The 16,410-nt window shown below is 75.0% G+C and carries 15 protein-coding genes; 8 read left to right on the top strand and 7 right to left on the bottom strand.

What is annotated here, in order from left to right; all coding sequences use genetic code 11:
- The first annotated feature begins 238 nt into the window (after positions 1–238).
- From ACH5AR_RS00585 to ACH5AR_RS00565, 5 genes are read left to right on the top strand one after another with little or no spacing between them, the layout of a single operon-like run.
- Entirely contained in the window at positions 239–3,112 is a 2,874-nt protein-coding gene (locus tag ACH5AR_RS00585; RefSeq protein WP_396299147.1) for a nitrate- and nitrite sensing domain-containing protein, read from the top strand.
- Positions 3,112–3,576: a roadblock/LC7 domain-containing protein gene (locus ACH5AR_RS00580; RefSeq protein WP_396299146.1), complete on the top strand. Its 465-nt coding sequence runs from the start codon at positions 3,112–3,114 to the stop codon at positions 3,574–3,576. The genes ACH5AR_RS00585 and ACH5AR_RS00580 overlap by 1 nt, the downstream gene beginning before the upstream one ends.
- Positions 3,577–3,581: 5 nt before the next feature.
- Positions 3,582–4,133, top strand: a complete 552-nt coding sequence (locus ACH5AR_RS00575) for a DUF742 domain-containing protein (protein ID WP_396299145.1) — start codon at positions 3,582–3,584, stop codon at positions 4,131–4,133.
- 2 nt (positions 4,134–4,135) lie between these two features.
- Positions 4,136–4,726 carry a GTP-binding protein gene (locus ACH5AR_RS00570; protein WP_396299144.1) on the top strand — a complete coding sequence of 197 codons (591 nt, stop codon included), beginning with the start codon at positions 4,136–4,138 and terminating at the stop codon, positions 4,724–4,726.
- A 44-nt stretch (positions 4,727–4,770) separates the two neighbouring features.
- On the top strand, positions 4,771–5,904 hold the full coding sequence (locus tag ACH5AR_RS00565) for an FAD-dependent monooxygenase (RefSeq protein ID WP_396299143.1): 1,134 nt from the start codon (positions 4,771–4,773) through the stop codon (positions 5,902–5,904).
- Between the two features lie 135 nt (positions 5,905–6,039).
- Here ACH5AR_RS00565 and ACH5AR_RS00560 read toward each other — a convergent pair whose 3' ends face one another.
- The 3 genes from ACH5AR_RS00560 to ACH5AR_RS00550 all read right to left on the bottom strand — a co-directional run bounded on the left by ACH5AR_RS00560 (position 6,040) and on the right by ACH5AR_RS00550 (position 8,935).
- On the bottom strand, positions 6,040–7,251 hold the full coding sequence (locus tag ACH5AR_RS00560; RefSeq protein ID WP_396299142.1) for a transferase: 1,212 nt from the start codon (positions 7,249–7,251) through the stop codon (positions 6,040–6,042).
- Between the two features lie 115 nt (positions 7,252–7,366).
- The gene (locus ACH5AR_RS00555; RefSeq protein ID WP_396299141.1) at positions 7,367–8,176 is read right to left on the bottom strand and encodes a serine hydrolase; all 810 of its coding nucleotides are present in this window, start codon (positions 8,174–8,176) and stop codon (positions 7,367–7,369) included.
- 105 nt (positions 8,177–8,281) lie between these two features.
- Positions 8,282–8,935, bottom strand: coding sequence for a DUF1707 domain-containing protein (locus ACH5AR_RS00550; RefSeq protein ID WP_396299140.1), 654 nt, complete (start codon positions 8,933–8,935; stop codon positions 8,282–8,284).
- 426 nt (positions 8,936–9,361) lie between these two features.
- Between ACH5AR_RS00550 and ACH5AR_RS00545 the strand changes: the two genes are divergently transcribed.
- Positions 9,362–10,963 (top strand): hypothetical protein, encoded by a 1,602-nt coding sequence (locus ACH5AR_RS00545; protein ID WP_396299139.1) that lies wholly within the window; start codon positions 9,362–9,364, stop codon positions 10,961–10,963.
- Positions 10,964–11,082: 119 nt separating this feature from the next.
- Here ACH5AR_RS00545 and ACH5AR_RS00540 read toward each other — a convergent pair whose 3' ends face one another.
- Together ACH5AR_RS00540 and ACH5AR_RS00535 are read right to left on the bottom strand one after the other, a co-directional pair.
- Positions 11,083–11,364 carry a hypothetical protein gene (locus ACH5AR_RS00540; RefSeq protein ID WP_396299138.1) on the bottom strand — a complete coding sequence of 94 codons (282 nt, stop codon included), beginning with the start codon at positions 11,362–11,364 and terminating at the stop codon, positions 11,083–11,085.
- Between the two features lie 209 nt (positions 11,365–11,573).
- The gene (locus tag ACH5AR_RS00535) at positions 11,574–12,146 is read right to left on the bottom strand and encodes a TetR family transcriptional regulator (protein ID WP_396299137.1); all 573 of its coding nucleotides are present in this window, start codon (positions 12,144–12,146) and stop codon (positions 11,574–11,576) included.
- 217 nt (positions 12,147–12,363) lie between these two features.
- Here ACH5AR_RS00535 and ACH5AR_RS00530 point away from each other — a divergent pair, with 217 nt between their 5' ends.
- Together ACH5AR_RS00530 and ACH5AR_RS00525 are read left to right on the top strand one after the other, a co-directional pair.
- Positions 12,364–13,554, top strand: coding sequence for an MFS transporter (locus tag ACH5AR_RS00530; RefSeq protein ID WP_396299517.1), 1,191 nt, complete (start codon positions 12,364–12,366; stop codon positions 13,552–13,554).
- A gap of 93 nt (positions 13,555–13,647) precedes the next feature.
- A complete protein-coding gene (locus tag ACH5AR_RS00525) occupies positions 13,648–14,037 on the top strand; it encodes a nuclear transport factor 2 family protein (RefSeq protein ID WP_396299136.1) in 390 nt (129 codons plus the stop codon).
- Between the two features lie 892 nt (positions 14,038–14,929).
- Here ACH5AR_RS00525 and ACH5AR_RS00520 read toward each other — a convergent pair.
- On the bottom strand, positions 14,930–15,379 hold the full coding sequence (locus tag ACH5AR_RS00520) for a nuclear transport factor 2 family protein (RefSeq protein WP_396299135.1): 450 nt from the start codon (positions 15,377–15,379) through the stop codon (positions 14,930–14,932).
- A 103-nt stretch (positions 15,380–15,482) separates the two neighbouring features.
- Positions 15,483–16,250 (bottom strand): HAD hydrolase family protein, encoded by a 768-nt coding sequence (locus tag ACH5AR_RS00515; RefSeq protein WP_396299134.1) that lies wholly within the window; start codon positions 16,248–16,250, stop codon positions 15,483–15,485.
- Positions 16,251–16,410 lie beyond the last annotated feature (160 nt).

The raw sequence follows: 16,410 nt of genomic DNA, 5'->3' as shown, positions 1-16,410 counted from the left end.
ATGGGTTTTCACTCCAATCACACGGTATGACTAGTATCGCCTCGTCAAAAGACCGTGCCCCGGACGGCCCGCCCCTCACCGGCCGGCCGCCAGCCCCAAGGAGTCAGCTCTGCGCGCGCGTGCGAATCGGCGGCCCCCGACGCCGAAGGGCCCCCGCAGGCGTCCGCGCCTGTCCCTTCGGACGGCGCTGCTCGTCCTGGCCGTCGTCCCCAGCATCGCCCTGGTCGCCCTCTGGGCCGTGACCAGCGGTGAGACCATCGCCGACTTCCAGCGTCAGGCCGACCAGGCCACCATCGCCCAGAAGGCCGGCCAACCGTCCAACATCGTCTACTACAACCTCCAGGAGGAGCGCCGGCTCAGCGCCGAGGCGCTCGCCCGGCCCGGCTCCAACGCGGACCAGCTGCGCCGCCAGCGCCAGCTCACCGACGACGCGGTGCGGCAGTTCCAGACCCTCTCCGGGGCCACCGCCGACAACGCCCCCGGCGAGATCCGCACCGCCGTCGCCGAGGCCCGCCAGGCCATGGGCAAGCTCGCCGAGCAGCGGGCCGCCGTCGACCGCGGCACCACCGACCAGCAGAGCGCCTTCGCCTACTACACCGACCTGATCAGCGTCGACCTGCGGCTGTTCACCGCGCTCAGCCGGGTCGACACCGGTGAGGTCACCTGGCTGTCCAAGACCCTGGTCAACGCGTTCTGGGTCAAGGAGATGCTCTCCCGCGAGGACGCCGTGCTGGCCCGCGGCTGGCCCGCCGGCCGGCTGTCCGCCACCGACTACCAGCAGGTCCAGCAGCTGATCGGCGCGCAGGACCACCTGCTCAACGTCCAGGTCCTGCCGTACATCCCGGACACCGAGGCGCCCGCCTGGCGCGAGCTGGTCAACAGCCCGTCCTGGCAGGCCAAGGCCGCCGTCGAGCAGGCCCTGCTCAAGCCCACCGCCGCCGACGCCGCCGGCACCGTCAAGCTCCCGGCCACCCAGGACCAGTGGCGCCAGGCCCTCGACGGGCTCAACCCGCCGCTGGTCAAGGCGATCGAGGAGCGCACCAACGGCACCATCGAGGTCGGCAAGAGCGCCATCCTCGGCATGCTCACCCGCGTCGTGCTGACCACCGTCGTCGGCCTGATCACGGTCGTCGCCGTGATCATCGCCTCCTGGCGGCTCAGCCGCTCGCTGCGCCGCCGCATCAAGGACCTGCACACCCAGGCCGAGGAGATGCGGCGCACTCTGCCCGAGGTGGTCGACCGCCTCGGGCGCGGCGAGCAGGTGGACGTCGAGGCCGAGACCCGCACCATCACGGCCGGCCAGCACGGCGGCGGCACCGACGAGCTGGCCCGGCTCGGGCAGGCGCTCAACCTGGCCCGCTCCGCCGCCCTGGAGTCCGCCGTCGGCCAGGCCGAGCAGCACCGCGGCTTCGAGCGGCTGCTCCAGCGCATCGCCCGCCGCACCCAGCTGCTGATCGGCCGGCAGCTGCGCAAGCTGGACGAGCTGGAGCGCAGGCACGACGACCCGGAGGTGCTGGAGGGCCTCTTCGACCTCGACCACCTCACCGCCCGCCTGCGCCGCTACGAGGAGAACCTCGTCATCATGGCCGGCGGCCAGCCGCAGCGGCGCTGGCGCAAGCCCGTCCCGCTGCTGGACGTGCTGCGCGCCGCCCAGGGCGAGGTGCAGGACTACCGCCGGATCTCGATCGACATCGAGGGCGACCCGTGGCTCTCCGAGCGGGCCGTCGGCCCGGTCGCCCACGTGCTCGCCGAGCTGATGGAGAACGCCACCACCTTCTCCAAGCCGCCCACGCCGGTCGAGGTGCGCGCCGCCGTGGTCGGCCGCGGGCTCGCGATCGAGATCGAGGACCGGGGCCTCGGCATGGACCCGGAGCAGTACGACGCGGCCAACGAGCTGATGGCCCGCCCGCCGCGCACCGACGTGCTGGCCCGGGCCGACGACATCCGCCTCGGCTTCCACGTGGTCTCCCGGCTGGCCTCCCTGCACGGGCTGCGGGTCGAGTTCCGCCCCTCCGCCTTCGGCGGCACCCGGGTGGTCGTGCTCGTCCCGGACGAACTGGTCCTGGAGGGCGACACCGGGCTGCCGGACGGCGTCGGCGGCCCCGCCGCCGAGCCGATCCCGCTGGTGCGCCGCTCGCGCCGGGCCGTGCGCTCGGCCTCCGACGAGACGCCCGCCCCGGTGCCGGCCGGGCCGCCGGTCGCCCCGGTGGACGCCTTCGCGCAGGGCGACTTCGCCCCGCAGGCGGCTCCGCTGCCGCTGCCGTTGCGGCAGCCGGAGACCGGCACGGGGGCGGCTGCGGAGCCGGGCCCGGGTACGGGGACGGAGTCGGCGGACGCGCTCCAGGAGCCCACCCTCCAGGACGTCCCGCTGCCCGCGGCCCCGCCGCAGGAGGCGCCGTTCGCGGAGGCGCCGTTCGCGGAGGCGCTCGACGCGCCGTACCCCGCCGCCGCGCCCTTCGGCGCCGTGCCGGCGTACGACGCTGAACCGGCCCCGGGCACCGGCCCGTCGTACGGGATGGAGCGGCCGGACCCGGCCGCCCAGCCCTCCTTCCCGTCGGAGCAGCCGATCGAGCACAGCTCCCCGGCCGACCCGGCGCCGGCCCTGGACGCGCCGGCCTACCCGGACATCGCCTACGCCAGGGTGACCGAGGCCGAGGCTCCGTACGCCGACGAGCAGTACCGCCCGGCCGACCACTACCGGCTGGCCGAGCGGCGCCAGCCCCGCGAGTACCGGACCTCGGTGCCGTTCAGCCCGGCCGAGGGCGGCCAGCCCCCGCTGCCCCAGCGCGTCCGGCAGGCCAGCCTGGCGGCCGAGCTGCGGGTGCCCCCGCCGGAGAAGCCGCAGTGGGTCGAGCGGCCCGCCGACGACGCCGCCCCCGCGGGCCCGTTCCAGCGCACCGGGCGCCCGGTCCGGCGCTCCGGAGCGGCGATCGGCGCCTTCCAGCGCCAGTCCCGCGCCGCGCGGGCCCAGGACAGCGGCGAGCACCTGCTGCCCGCGGTCCCCGCGCCCCCCTCCCCCGCACCCGCCGGACGGCCGGCCCCCGCGCCCGCCGCGACCCCCTGGGGCCTGCCGGCCACGGACTCCCGAACCACACGAACGGATGACCAGTGATGAACCGCACGATCGCCACCCACCAGGACCTGGACTGGCTGCTGGACGGACTCGTCGACTCGGTGCCCGGGACCAGGAACGCCGTCCTGCTCTCCGACGACGGCCTCGTGGTCAGCCATTCCCGCACCATCGAGCGGGCCGACGCCGAGCGCCTGGCGGCCGTCGCCACCGGCCAGCAGAGCCTGGCCCGCGGGGTGGGGGCGCTGTTCGACGGCGGCCCGGTGCACCAGGTGATCGTCGAGCTCGCCGAGTGCTGGCTGTTCGTCATCGCCGCCGCCCAGGGCACCCACCTGGCCGTGGTCGCCTCCCAGGAGGTGGACGCCGAGGTGATGTCCGTCGCGATGCACACCCTGGTGCAGCAGGTCGGCCAGAAGCTCACCACCCCGGTCCGCCACGGGGACGCCCCCGCCGCGCCCGCCGCCCCGGCGTCCTTCGACGCCTTCGCCGCCCGGAACCGGGGCTGACCGAGGTGGAGCCGTACGGGAACGACGCCTGGGGGGACGGCCACGACGACGGCCGGCAGGCCGGCCCGGCCCCCGGCGCGCACGCCGGTCAGCGGTCCGGCCGGACGGCCGGACCGGACGACGCCTGGCGCCGCGGCGCGGTGCCGCACTGGAGCGAGCTGGAGGACGACGAGGAGGACGAGACGGGCAGCATGGTGCGCCCGTACACGATCACCCGCGGCCGGACCGCGCCCGAACGCGACGACCTCACCCTCATCACCGTGCTCACCACGGTCGAGGACGAGGCCGACGCGGCCCTGGCACGGGGCAGCCGCGCCGGTGCCCGCGGCCTCCAGCCCGAGCACCGGCTGATCCTCGAACGCTGTCGGCGTCCCGTCGCCGTCGCCGAGGTGTCGGCGGGCCTGGACCTCCCGGTCTCGGTCACCAAGATCCTGCTGGGCGACCTGGTCGCCCAGGGCCTGCTGAAGGCCCGGGCACCGCTGTCGGTGGCCCGGGCCGCCGGGGGCGTGGACCTCGGCCTGCTCACGGCCGTACGCGAAGGACTCCGGAGACTCTGAACATGGCCACACCCCACTCCGCCATCGACGCCCCCGCCGCCCCGGCCGCCGTGAAGATCCTGATCGCGGGCGGCTTCGGCGTGGGCAAGACCACCCTGGTCGGCTCGGTCAGCGAGGTCGCCCCGTTGCGCACCGAGGAGTACCTGACCCGGGCCAGCGTCGGCATCGACGACCTGGCCGGCGTCGACCAGAAGACCACCACCACCGTCGCGCTCGACTTCGGCCGGATCACCGTCAGCCCCGAGCTGGTCGTCTACCTGTTCGGCACCCCCGGCCAGGAACGCTTCTGGTTCATGTGGAACGACCTGGTCAACGGCGCGCTCGGCGGCATCGTCATCGCCGACACCCGCCGCCTGGAGACCAGCTTCGCCTCGATCGACTTCTTCGAGAGCCGGGGCATCCCGTTCGTGGTCGCGATCAACTGCTTCCACAACACCAACACCCGCACCCCCGACGAGATCCGGGCCGCGCTCGACCTCGACCCGCAGGTGCCGATGCTGCTCGGGGACGTGCGCGAGCGCGCCTTCGGACGGGACCTGCTGCTCGCCCTGGTCGACCACCTGATGGACCTCGCCGCCGCCCCCGTCGGCTGAACCACCCCCGTACGTCCTGTGAACTTCCCCTCGGAGCAACCCTCATGACCAGACCCCTGCGCGTCCTCGTCAACGGCGGCGGCATCGGCGGCCTCACCCTCGCCACCGCCCTGGCCCGACGCGGCCACCAGGTCGACGTCGCCGAGCTGCGCGAGCAGCTGGAGGCCCTCGGTGTCGGCATCATCCAGCCGTCCAACGCCCTGCACGTGATGCGCGAGATCGGCGCGCTGGACGACTGCCTCGCCGTCGGCTTCGAGTGGGAGGTGCTGACCATCTGCGACCCGGCCGGCGCCACCCTCGCGAAGATCCCGCAGCCCCGGATGGGCGACGCCCCCGCCAACAACGGCATCCCGCGCCCGGCACTGGCCCGCGTCCTCGCCGACGCCGCCGCGAAGGCCGGCGTCACCGTACGCTTCGGCACCACCATCGGCACCCTGTGCGAGGACGCCCACGGCGTCGAGGTCGCCCTCACCGACGGGCACGCCGGCCGCTACGACCTGGTCGTCGGCTTCGACGGCATCGGTTCCCCGCTGCGCCGCCACCTGTACGGCGACGCGTACGTCCCCGAGTACACCGGCTTCGCCAACTGGCGTGTCACGCTGCCGCGTTCGCCCGAGGTGCAGGGCGTGGTGATGTCCTCCGGCAACCTCCGGGCCAAGGCGCTGCTCACCCCGATCAGCGCGGAGCAGATGTACCTGGGCGCGGTCTTCGCCGAGGCCGAGGACTTCCGCCCGGACCCGGAGCGCGCCCACGAGCAGCTGCGCGAGCGGCTGGCCGGCTTCGGCGGCCCGATCGCCGAGGCGCTGGCGCAGGTCACCGACCCGGCGGACGTGGTGTACTCGCGCATCTCCCAGGTCACCGTCGAGGAGCCCTGGCACGTCGGCCGGATCGTCCTGGCCGGCGACGCCGCCCACGCCTCCACCCCGCACCTCGCCCAGGGCGCCGCGATGGCCGTCGAGGACGCCCTGGTGCTCGCCCAGAGCCTGGACGCGGAGGACACCGTCCCGGCCGCCCTCGCCGCCTGGGAGGAGCGCCGTCGCCCGCGCGCCATGTGGGTCCAGGCCCTGTCCCGGGCGATCCTCAAGCAGGAGACGGGGACCGCGACCACGCCGGAGGAGGACGAGCTGCTCAAGGTCGGCATCCCCGGCGCGGCGCACGTCCTGGTCCAGCCGTACTGACGGCGGCCGGGCTCAGCGGTGCGCCCCGGCGCGCCGCTGGGCCTGCCGGCTGCCGACGCGGTGGATGGCGTAGCGGACGATCACACCGGCGACCACGTCGCACACCCGTGCTTCCCACCCCTCAGGGCCCCGGCGTCACCGCAGACCGGCCAACTGCAGAACCCGATAGCCCAGCCAGCCCGCCAGGAGCACCGGCACGCCCAGCCGGAGCCCCAGCAGGGCCGCCCTGCCCACCCCGAGCCGGGACCTCCAGACCATCGTCCGGTGCCGGCGCCCCGTCGTGGCCAGCGCGGTCCGGATCGCCTGGGCGACCTGGGCCGTGGGCGTGTCCGTCCCGGCGAGCCCCGTCCTGGCGATCCGGGCCCGCAGACCGTTCCCCTGCGGCCCCACCGGGAACACCCGGGGCGTCCAGCGGTCGTCGAAGGCGATCACCGTGGAGACCCAGTGCTCCCCCTTGGCCAACGCGCCGTCCGGCACCGGGGTGGACAGGTGCTGGTTCAACCGCTCGGCCAGGTCCGGCAGATGGCCCGGCGCCAGCAGGATCAGCTTCCGGGCCGGCTGGGTGGCGCGCGCCTGCTCGACCTCCCACCACAGCCCCTCCCCCTGCCCGAGGCGCAGAACGATGAGCTGGGACAGCTCCATCAACCGCAGCACGGTGGACTGCCAGTCGTCCAGCGGGAGGTAGAACCGGGCCGCTCCCACCAGCGGTAGCGGCTCCCCCGGCCGGCCCACCGCGATGACCGGGCCGATGGCGCCCAGCGCGCTCGCGAACTGCTCCTCGCGCGTGTGGAGGTTGATCTCCGCGCCGTCGTCGATCCGGGCGGCGATCCGGTCGTCCTCGAAGCTGCGGAGGTAGAGCACCGGACGCCGGCCGTCCGCCAGCAGGGTCTGCGCCGCTCCGCGCGCCGCGCGCACCCAGGTGCGGCGGATGACGAGATAGCCGACGCCCGCCGATGCCAGCCCACCGCACAGCAGGAGGAACTGCCGCTCCACCGGCAGCCTGTCGGCCTGCCGCTGCACGCCGAACACGGCCACCACGCCGGCCGCGAAGAGCACGCACCCGAGGCCGTTGGCCACCACGACCGGCCGCCGCCAGGACGGGCGCAGCGGGCTGAACCAGCTCACCAGCCCGACGAGTTCGGCGACCCCTGCCCGGCGCCGGTGGCGCAGCCACAGCGCGGGCCCGGCCAGGAGGAGCGCCACCGCCCCGCACCACAGCGCGCCCGCTCTGCTGCCGTCCACCTGCCGCCCCGTGCCGACGTTGACCAGCAGGTGCAGCGCCACGTAGGCGGCCGAGACCGCGACCACCGTGATCCACCGGGCGAACATCCGTAGACGGGACGACATGGCAGTCCACCCCCGACCGCTTGAGCAGGACGCCTCAATCCGATACCGCAACTGACCGGTCTTCATGCCTGTGCGACCGGTAACGGTTTGGAGGCGAACGCTCGATCCGGGACCGTCAGGCGTCCCGACCCGCCGGACGGAGCGGCGCCGCCGGGACGACCGGCGCCGGACGGCTGATCTGGTCCCGGCGGTCCCACACCGCCCGGGACACCCGGGCGAGCAGGCGGGCCGCCGGATCGGTGCGGTCGGTGCCGTCGGCGAGCGGGCCGGTGTAGCAGACGGCGATCAGGTACGGCGGGCAGTCGGCCGCCTGGACGAGGCCGACGCCGAGCCGGGTGCCGGGGATCCAGCCGTTCTTGAAGGCGATCCGGGTGTTGGCGGGCAGGCCGGCGGCCAGGTCGACACGGAACTCGTTGCACTCCAGGAGGGCGAGGAGCTCCGGCTCCCCGGCGAGCGAGCGCAGCAGCCGGACCAGGTCCCGGGCGGTCACCCGGTTGTGGACGCCCCGGGCACGTGCCGCGCGGTCCTCGATCCCGCGCGGGGTGGAGCTGTGGGTGGCCCCCGCGCGGCGCCACACCTCGGCGACGGCCTGCCGGGTGGTGCGGGCCAGGCAGAGGTTGGTGGCCAGGTTGGAGGAGTGGGTGATCATCCGCTCGGCGAGCAGCCGCAGCGGCACGTGGGTGCCGAGCAGTTCCCAGGGCAGCGGATCGCTGTCCCCGTCCGGGTCGTTGCCGAACTCGCCGCCCACCACGGACTCGAAGCGGTTCACCACCGGCACCTCGGCGTCGAGGTCCACCCCGCTGCGGCAGAGTGCGGCGAGCACCGCGACCTTCATCGTGCTGGCGGCGTCGTGCAGTTCGTCCGGGTTGTGGACGAACACCGGCTCCGCGTTTCCCGCCCAGGGGGCCACCACCACAGAGAGCATGGGGGAAGGGTAGGGGAGTCCGGGGTCGGAACTCGACGGTTGCGGCGTGCGACACGAACCCTTCGCGAGGTCGGCGACACGGACCCGCACGGGGTTGACGAGCCGTCAGTACCCGGGCGGCAGCGCCTCGGGGCCGCGCCGGCGCCAGCGGCCGACCGTCCGGCGCGGCGGCCGGACGACCACCCGGCCGTGGCGCTTGCGGCCGACCAGCTCCACCCGCAGCACGGTCGGCGCCCCGTGGTCCGGCGCCCGGCGGTTCCTGACCCTGCTGAACTCCAGGGCCAGGCCGTCGGTGTCGACCACGACGCCCGGACGGGTGATCAGCGTCAGGGTCTTGCCCTCCATGTCCAGGTCGATCCGCAGGGTGTCCTGGGTGATCACCGCCTGGGTGAAGTCGAGCGTCACCTCGCACCACTCCACGTCGAGCTCCAGGCGGCGCGGCACCACCCAGCGCCCCTCCCGCCGCACCGGGCTCCAGCGCTGGTCGATCCGCAGGACGTCCTTGACCTCGGCCGCCACCCCGTCGGCGGAGCAGGCCACCGCCGGGAGGTCCGCGGTGAGCCCGGCCAGTTCGTCGAGCATGCGGGCCGACAGGGCGGCCTCCAGGCGCTCGTCCAGTTCCTCCGGGGTCAGCCGGCCGTCGCCCGCCGCCACCCGCAGCAGTTCGGCCACCCGGTCGCGGTCGGCATGGGAGGCCCGCAGCCCGGGCTGCGGGCCGGGGCCGGTCGGCTTCCCGGCGGGCACGATCTCTCCCGACATGATTCCCGTCCCTGAGCGTGGCGAAGGTCGTCGCGCGGCGGCCGGCGACGCGAACGGTCACTCACGCTATATCGCGATAGGGCTCGACGCCAGCCCCCGGCAGCCATCCCGGGGCGGGCGGACGGCGCGGCCGAACACGGCGGGCGAAAAGCGGCACCAATTCCCCCATTGCCGCCGGAATGCGCATCAACCGCGGACCGGGCCCCCGACGGTCCGCCCCGGAAAAACCCGGTCCCGGGTGTCGTAGCCGAGCTGTACGCTGAACGCTCATTCGAACTGTGTCGAATCCGTTCGACTATTGATGAAATCGTGGGGGAATCGGTGCACAATCGCCGACTTGTGGTCCTCGCTGCCCTCGTGGCGGCCGGTGTCGGTATCACCTCGTCCGGAATCGCCCAGGCAGCCGCTCCCGCCGCGGCGCCCTCCTTGCCCGCCGCCTCCGTGGCCGGCATCGACGCGGCGAAGAAGCTCCCGGGCAAGACCTTCAGCAGTTCCGCCGAGCACACGGTCGCCGCGCCGAAGGCCGGCGAGCCGGCCGTCGCCGCGGCCCCCGCGCAGGGCGCGACGCCCCGTGACGCGCCGGCCGTGCAGAGCGCCGCCGTCGGGATCGACCTCCAGGCCGACGCCTACAGCGCCCACGGCTTCCAGCTCCAGACCAAGCTCACCTCCGCCGACAACTCGCAGGTCAGCCTCACCGTCAACTGGGGCGACGGGGCCTCGACCACCTACCCGGCCCTCGGCAACTCGACCAGCCACGACCTCCACACGTACGCCGCCGTCGGCGCGTACACCATCACGGTCACCGTCAAGCGCGGCACGGACGTGGCCACGAACCAGGTCCAGGTCGTCACCGCCGGCGCCGAGTTCACCCCGCACGCGCCCGCCCGCCTGCTGGACACCCGGGCGGGCATCGGCGCCGCCAAGGCCCAGGTCCCGGCCCGCGGCACGGTGGCCCTGAAGGTCGGGGGCGCCGCCGGCATCCCCGCCGACGCCGCCGCGGTGGTCCTCAACGTCACCGTCACCAACACCGCCGGCTCCGGCCACATCTCGGTGGCGCCCACCCAGGACCTGGCCGAGAACGCGACGACGTCGAGCCTCAACTTCGTCCCCGGCCAGACCGTTCCGAACCTGGTGGTCGCCTCGGTCGGCCCGGACGGCTACGTGTACCTGTTCAACTCGGACTGGGCGCCGGTCGACCTGCTCGCCGACGTCACCGGCTACTTCACGAACACCACCGCCAGCGGCTACACGTCGGTGCCCCAGACCCGCATCGTCGACTCCCGGGCGGGCCTCGGCACGGCCCAGGGGCAGGTCCCCGCGACGTCGAGCTTCGACGTGGCCGTGGCCGGCCGCAACGGCGTGCCGGCGGGCGTCACCGCCGTGGCGCTCAACCTGACGGTCACCAACCCGCAGGCGGACGGCCACCTGATCGCGTTCCCGACCGGGCAGGCCGTCCCGAGCACGTCCAACGTGAACTTCACGGCCGGCCAGACGGTGGCCAACGCGGTGATCGTCCCCGTCGGCCAGGACGGCAAGGTCTCCGTGCGCAACGGCAGCTGGCTGCCGGCGGACGTGGTGGTCGACGTGGTCGGCTACTACAGCCCCGCCAGCCGCTCCGCCCTCGTCCCGCTGGTGGTGCCGGAGCGCGTCCTGGACACCCGCGAGACCACCCCCGAGCGGGTGGGCGCCCCTCTGGCGGGCCGCTCCTTCTTCGCCCTGGGCATGGAGGGCGACACCACCAGCCCGCAGGTCGAGGGGTGGGTGCTGAACACCACCGTCACCAACACCGCCGGGGACGGCTTCCTGTCGGTCGACTCCGACCCGAACTACTGGTCCGCCTACAAGAACGGCACCGCGACCGTCCCGCCGCGGCCGGTCTCCTCGACGCTGAACTGGACGGCCGGCTCGACCGTGCCGAACCTGGCGCAGGCGCCGGGCGGCAAGGGCGGCATCATCGACTTCTGGAACCAGAGCTGGTCGAACGCCGACCTGCTGGTCGACCTGCTCGGCTTCTACCAGTCGAAGTGACCCGCCGGACGACGGCGGCGCGAGCCTGACGGCGTGAAGGCCGGGGCGGTGATCCGTACGGAGCCCGCCCCGGCCTTCGTGCTGCCGGCCCCGCGTCGACCCCGCCGCCGGCCGGCGGGTCAGTGGACGAAGTAGCTGAACCCGACGGTCGCGGCGGACATCCCGGCCGCGATCTGCCGTGTCACCGTGCCCTGGCAGTCCGCCCCGGAGTACACGTCGACCTCGGTGTCCGTGAGGTTCTGGACGAGCACCGGCGACAGCGTCGGGTAGCACCCCCGCGCCGGGTTCTGGCGTGCCAGGCCGTTCACCACCAGGGTCCCGGTGGCCGCCCGGGCGGGCACGGCGAGCGCGAGTGCTCCGGCGGCGGCCAGCATTCCGACCGCGGCAATCCGACGACGCATGACTGTTCTCCCTTCCGAGGGCGCACGACGGTTGGGGCGCCCTTCCGGGGCATGAATTCCCCCGCCGCCCTGTTCATGTCAGAAATGCCGCCGCACATCCCCCGAACCGAGGACACGCCCCGCCCCGGTACTTCGTCCACGGCCCACCGGAAGCGGGATGCCGGGCCCGGCCGCTTGGGCGAACCCGAGCGGCCGCCCGCGCACGGCGGCTACGACGCCGGCCCGGTTCCGGCGGGCAGTGCCCGGACGGCGGCGGCGATCTCGGCGCGCAGCCCGTCGAGGGTGTGGTCGGGGCCGAGGACCATGCGGCGCAGCTGGGGCATGGCGAGGCTCCAGCCGACCATGCCGAGCGTCAGGAACAGCCGCGCCCGGGCGTCGTCGCCGTCGCCGTCCGCGGACCCCGCCGCCCGGATCTTGTCCTGGTAGTGCCGAGTGCGGGCCTCCTCGCCCGGCACGGGCTGGTCCCCGAGTTCGAGGGCCTCCCACAGGAGCAGCCGCAGGGCCTGCGGGTGGTCGCGGTGGTAGTCGAAGAGCCGCTCGGCGTACGCGGGGAGGTCCTCGTCGCCGGGCGGGACGGCCCGGGCGAGGTCGGCCATGAGGCGCTCCAGGACGGCGGCGAAGAGCCTGCCCTTGTCGCCGAAGTAGTCGTAGATCGCCCGCTTGTTGGCCTGCGCCTGGGCGGCGATGCGGTCCACCCGGGCGCCGGCGACGCCGTGCGCGGCGAATTCGGCGGCCGCCGCCGTGAGGATCCGCTCTTTGGTCGCCGTCGAGTCGTAGGCCATGGATCGATGGTAACGAACCGGTTCGTTTGACGAACCCGCGAGGGTCTGCCACGCTCGCCTCGAGCATCCGAACCATCTAGTTCGTTCGATTGGAGCCATGATGCCCCGGACCGATCCCGCCGCCCTGCCAGCCCCGCCCGAGCCGGCGCCGCCCGAGGAAGCGCCCCCGGGGCCCGCCGCTCCGCGACCGGCCCCGGGCCGCCGACTGCCGCTGGTGATGGCCCTGGCCTGCGGCGTCGCCGTGGCCAACGTCTACTTCCCGCAGGCCCTCACCCCGCTCGTCGCCGACGGCCTCGGCATCGCGCCGGGCACCGCGGCGACGCTCGCCACCGTCACCCAGCTCGGCTACGCCGCAGGGATCTTCCTGCTGGTGCCGCTCGGCGACCGGCTCCCCCGCCGCCCCCTGATCACCGTGCTGCTGGCCGTGACGGCCTGCGCCCTGCTGGCCGCCGGGCTCGCCCCGGCCACCGGCCCGCTGGTGGTGGCCGGCGCGGTCGTCGGCCTGGCCACCGTCGTCCCCCAGCTGCTGCTCCCGCTGGCCGCCGGCCTGGCCGCGCCCGAACGGCGCGGCGCCGTGATCGGCACCCTCCAGGGCGGCCTGATCGGCGGCATCCTGCTGGCCCGCACCTTCGGCGGTGTCCTGGGAGAACAGCTCGGCTGGCGCGCCCCCTACCTGGCCGCCGCCACCCTCACCGGGCTGCTCGCACTCGTCCTCGGCGTGGCCCTGCCCACCGCCCCGCCCGCCGTCCGCGACCGCTATCCGGCCCTGCTCGCCGGCACCGGCCGGCTGCTGCGCACCGAACCGGGCCTGCGCCGCTCCGCACTCGGCCAGGCCGCGCTCTTCGGCGGCTTCAGCGCCGCCTGGACGGCGCTCGCCCTGCTGCTCACCGGCCCGTCCTACCGGCTCGGCGCCCAGGCCGTCGGCCTGCTGGCACTGATCGGGGCGGCGAGCATGTTCTGCGCCCCGGCCGCCGGACGCTGGGTCGACCGGCACGGCCCGGACCGGGTGAACGCCTGGTGCACCGGCGCCACCCTCGCCGCGGCCGCGGTGCTCGCCGCAGGCGGAGCGGGAGGCCCGGCGGGCCTGGCCGCGCTGGCCGTCGGCCTGCTGCTGTTGGACCTCGCGGTGCAGTGCGGCCAGGTCGCCAACCAGGCCCGGATCTTCGCGCTGCGCCCCGAGGCCCGCAGCCGGCTGAACACCGCCTACATGACCTGCTCGTTCCTCGGCGGCAGCGCCGGCTCCTGGCTCGGCGTCCGGCTCCACGCCGGGCTCGGCTGGCCGGGGGTGTGCGGGCTGCTCGCGGTCGCCGCTCTGGCGGCGCTGGCCGCCCTGCGGGCCGGAGCCGGGGCCGGGCCCAGGGCCAAGGCCGGGGCCGGGGCCAAGGCCGGGGCCGGGGCCGGTCGCTGACCGCACCACTCCACCGTCACACCACCGACCCGCCCCGTCGACACGTCACCGCATCGACACCTCACCACGTCACCACGTCCCGTAGGAGTTCCCATGACCTTCCCGGCCATGCCGCCCGCCGTCCTCCGGTTCTTCCGCGCCTCCCAGGAGGGCGACGCCGACGCCTGGGCGGAGTCCTTCGCCGAGGACGGCGTCTTCCACGACCCGGTCGGCACGCCGCCGATCACCGGGCGCCCCGCGATCCACGCGTTCATCGCCTCCGTCCTGCCCGGTTTCCGCCCCTTCCTCGGGCTGACGCCCCTGGAGGCGCACACCGTCGGCAGCCACGTCGCCGTCTCCTGGCGGGGCGCCGCCGTCGCCCTGGACGGCCGGCCGGTCAACTGGTCCGGCATCAACGTCTACGAGCTGGACGACTCCGGCGTGATCCGCGAGGCCCGGGCGTACTTCAACAGCGCCGTCTTCCGGGCCCAGCTCACCGACTGACCCGCCGCCCCGCGGCGACGGCCCGGCCCGGCGGCTTCCCGGCCGGGCCGTCGCCGCGGGTGCCGCCGACCAGGCACGGGCCCTGCCGCAGGCCGTGCGCGGCGATGCCCGCGCTCGCCTCACGGGCCGGGGAGCCGGCGTCCGGCAGGCGTGGCGGTCCGGCCGGTCTTCGTCCAGGCCGCCCGCCGCCGGCGGCCGGTGGTCGTACGGATGCAGGCGGACCCGCAGGAAGGCGTGCTCCCACTCGGCGTCGACGTCCATCGCGCCCTCGGCCTCGATCAGCCACGGGCCGCCGTCCGCGACCACCGGCACGTGGGCGGGCCCGAGTTCACCGTGCACCACCGAAGTGCCCGGCGCCCGGCCGCACCGCCGCCGCCAGGGCGTGCAGCCGGTCGGCGAGCCGCTCCCGGGCGGCCGCGATCCGCTGGCCGCGAGGCCGCGCCGGCGGGGTCGCACAGGGCGCGGTCCAGCACGGCGCCCTCGCAGGACGACCGCCAGGGCCGGGGTCGCGGACCTGCGGTCACGGGCGGCCAGCGCCTCCGGGACCTCGCCGGGGACGTCCTCGACGATCGCGGGGCCGGCGCCGTCCGGGCCACCGGCGCGTTCGCCGTGGCGCAGCGCCGGGGTCCGGACGCCGAGCGCGCCCAGCCGGGCGGGTGCCGCCTCGACCGGGTCGAGCCCGGAGCCGGGCGAGAAGGGGTCGGCGCCATCCTCGTCGTCCTCGGCCGCCGGTCAGTGGTCCTCGCCACGGGCCCAGCGGTAGGCGATCGCGTCGTCCCGTCGTCCGTCCGCAGGCGGTGGACGCCCTTCCGGCTGCCGCCCGTCAACCGTTCGACCGCGGCCGGCCGCCGCCCGGCGCGGCCCCGCCTCTGGTCACCCCGGCCGGCGCGCCCTACCGCCGCAGGTGGCGGCTCACGTCACCGACCAGCGTGATCCGCACCCGCCGTTCCGAGAACCGCCACCGCCCGTCCGCGTCCCGCGCGAAGCGGTCGTGGTACCGGCCGGCGGCGATGGTCTGGAGCGGCAGCCCGGGCAGCGCCTGGAGCACGGTGACGTACGAGCGGGCGACGGCCGTCCCCGCCCGCTCGTCGACCTCGACGGCGAGGTTGCCGGTGACGTGCTGGGTCCTCGGCGTCCCGTCCTCGTGGACGATCAGCAGCTCGCGGAACATCGCCTCGATCGCCCGGCTCCCGCGCACGGGCTCGCCGCCGCCGACGAACACGGCGTCGGCCAACAGGGCGCCGAGCCCCGCGAAGTCCCCGTCGTCGACGAGTTCGGCGTAGCGCGCGATCAGGTTCTCGATCGCCCGGTGGCTCGGCATCGGCTCGGCGGGCACGGACATGGTCTCCCCCTGCTCTGGACGGTCCCTGGCTGCGCCGACTCTTCCAGGCCCGGAGCGGACGGCGGGACGGCGGGACCGGCGGGGCCGGGCAGTGCGCCGTCGGCTACCGGTCGGCGGCGACGGCCAGCCGGGCGATCTCGGCGGCGACGGCCTCCGGTTCGGCGGCGACGCTCACCCGGGCGACGCCCTCCAGGCCCGGGTGGCTGCCGACCCGGACCGAGTGCCGGGCGTTGCGCAGCAGGTCGAGGTCGTTGACGTCGTTGCCGAAGGCGTCGTACGCGTCGATGCCCAGCGAGACCAGCGCCTCCCACTTGTTGGTGGTGCCGGGGGCGAAGTCGACGATCGCCTCGTCGAGGTGGTGGTTGACGGTCATCCCGAGCGCGCGGCCGGCCTCGGCGAGGGCCCCCGGGTCGGTCGCGTGGACCACCAGGAACTTGACGACGGCGGGGAGTTCGGCGAGCTCCACCCGCCGGGCGAGGCCACCCTGGTCGACCCGGCCGAGGATCGGGTGGTCGGCGGGGCCGGTGTAGGCGTAGTCCCACGGGCCGTCGGCGAGGAAGCCCGCGCGGAACCGCTCGGCCTCGGCCATCAGCCGCTGGAACCCCTCGGCCTCGAACGAGGCCCGTGCCCGCACCCGGCCGTCGACGGAGACCAGGCTGCCGTTGCCGCCGATCAGCGTGGCGGCGGGGAAGGCGCCGCCGAGGACGGGCAGCAGGTCGCGGACCGGCCGGGCGGAGGCGAAGACCAGCTGGTGCCCGGCCCGTTCGCAGGCGTCGAGGGCGTCCAGGATCCGGCGGTCGATCGTCCGCCCGTCGAAGCAGAGCGTGCCGTCGATGTCGAAGACCATGGTGCGGGCGCTGGGAGTGATCATCGGATGATGCTACCCAGCGGGTGCCGTCCACGGTCCACCGCCCGCCCCGGTGCCGTGGTGCGACGACGTGGAGAGCCCCGAACCCGCCCTCGCCGCCCCGGATCTGCACGTGGTGGTGTGCTGTGTGCTGTGCACCGTCACCTGTGCGCGTTGCTGAGCT

The organism is Kitasatospora sp. NPDC018619 (assembly GCF_044391605.1).
GTDB lineage: Bacteria > Actinomycetota > Actinomycetes > Streptomycetales > Streptomycetaceae > Kitasatospora.
Note: the sequence above shows the minus strand (reverse complement) of the source record. Positions and strands in the feature narration are given on the sequence as shown.

Excerpts from the sequence above, each read along its gene's own strand:
- ACH5AR_RS00580 (WP_396299146.1), top strand. The coding sequence starts at position 3,112 with ATGAACCGCACGATCGCCACCCACCAGGACCTGGACTGGCTGCTGGAC.
- ACH5AR_RS00570 (WP_396299144.1), top strand. The coding sequence starts at position 4,136 with ATGGCCACACCCCACTCCGCCATCGACGCCCCCGCCGCCCCGGCCGCC.
- ACH5AR_RS00565 (WP_396299143.1), top strand. The coding sequence starts at position 4,771 with ATGACCAGACCCCTGCGCGTCCTCGTCAACGGCGGCGGCATCGGCGGC.
- ACH5AR_RS00560 (WP_396299142.1), bottom strand. The coding sequence starts at position 7,251 with ATGTCGTCCCGTCTACGGATGTTCGCCCGGTGGATCACGGTGGTCGCG.
- ACH5AR_RS00555 (WP_396299141.1), bottom strand. The coding sequence starts at position 8,176 with ATGCTCTCTGTGGTGGTGGCCCCCTGGGCGGGAAACGCGGAGCCGGTG.
- ACH5AR_RS00550 (WP_396299140.1), bottom strand. The coding sequence starts at position 8,935 with ATGTCGGGAGAGATCGTGCCCGCCGGGAAGCCGACCGGCCCCGGCCCG.
- ACH5AR_RS00540 (WP_396299138.1), bottom strand. The coding sequence starts at position 11,364 with ATGCGTCGTCGGATTGCCGCGGTCGGAATGCTGGCCGCCGCCGGAGCA.
- ACH5AR_RS00535 (WP_396299137.1), bottom strand. The coding sequence starts at position 12,146 with ATGGCCTACGACTCGACGGCGACCAAAGAGCGGATCCTCACGGCGGCG.
- ACH5AR_RS00530 (WP_396299517.1), top strand. The coding sequence starts at position 12,364 with ATGGCCCTGGCCTGCGGCGTCGCCGTGGCCAACGTCTACTTCCCGCAG.
- ACH5AR_RS00525 (WP_396299136.1), top strand. The coding sequence starts at position 13,648 with ATGACCTTCCCGGCCATGCCGCCCGCCGTCCTCCGGTTCTTCCGCGCC.
- ACH5AR_RS00520 (WP_396299135.1), bottom strand. The coding sequence starts at position 15,379 with ATGTCCGTGCCCGCCGAGCCGATGCCGAGCCACCGGGCGATCGAGAAC.
- ACH5AR_RS00515 (WP_396299134.1), bottom strand. The coding sequence starts at position 16,250 with ATGATCACTCCCAGCGCCCGCACCATGGTCTTCGACATCGACGGCACG.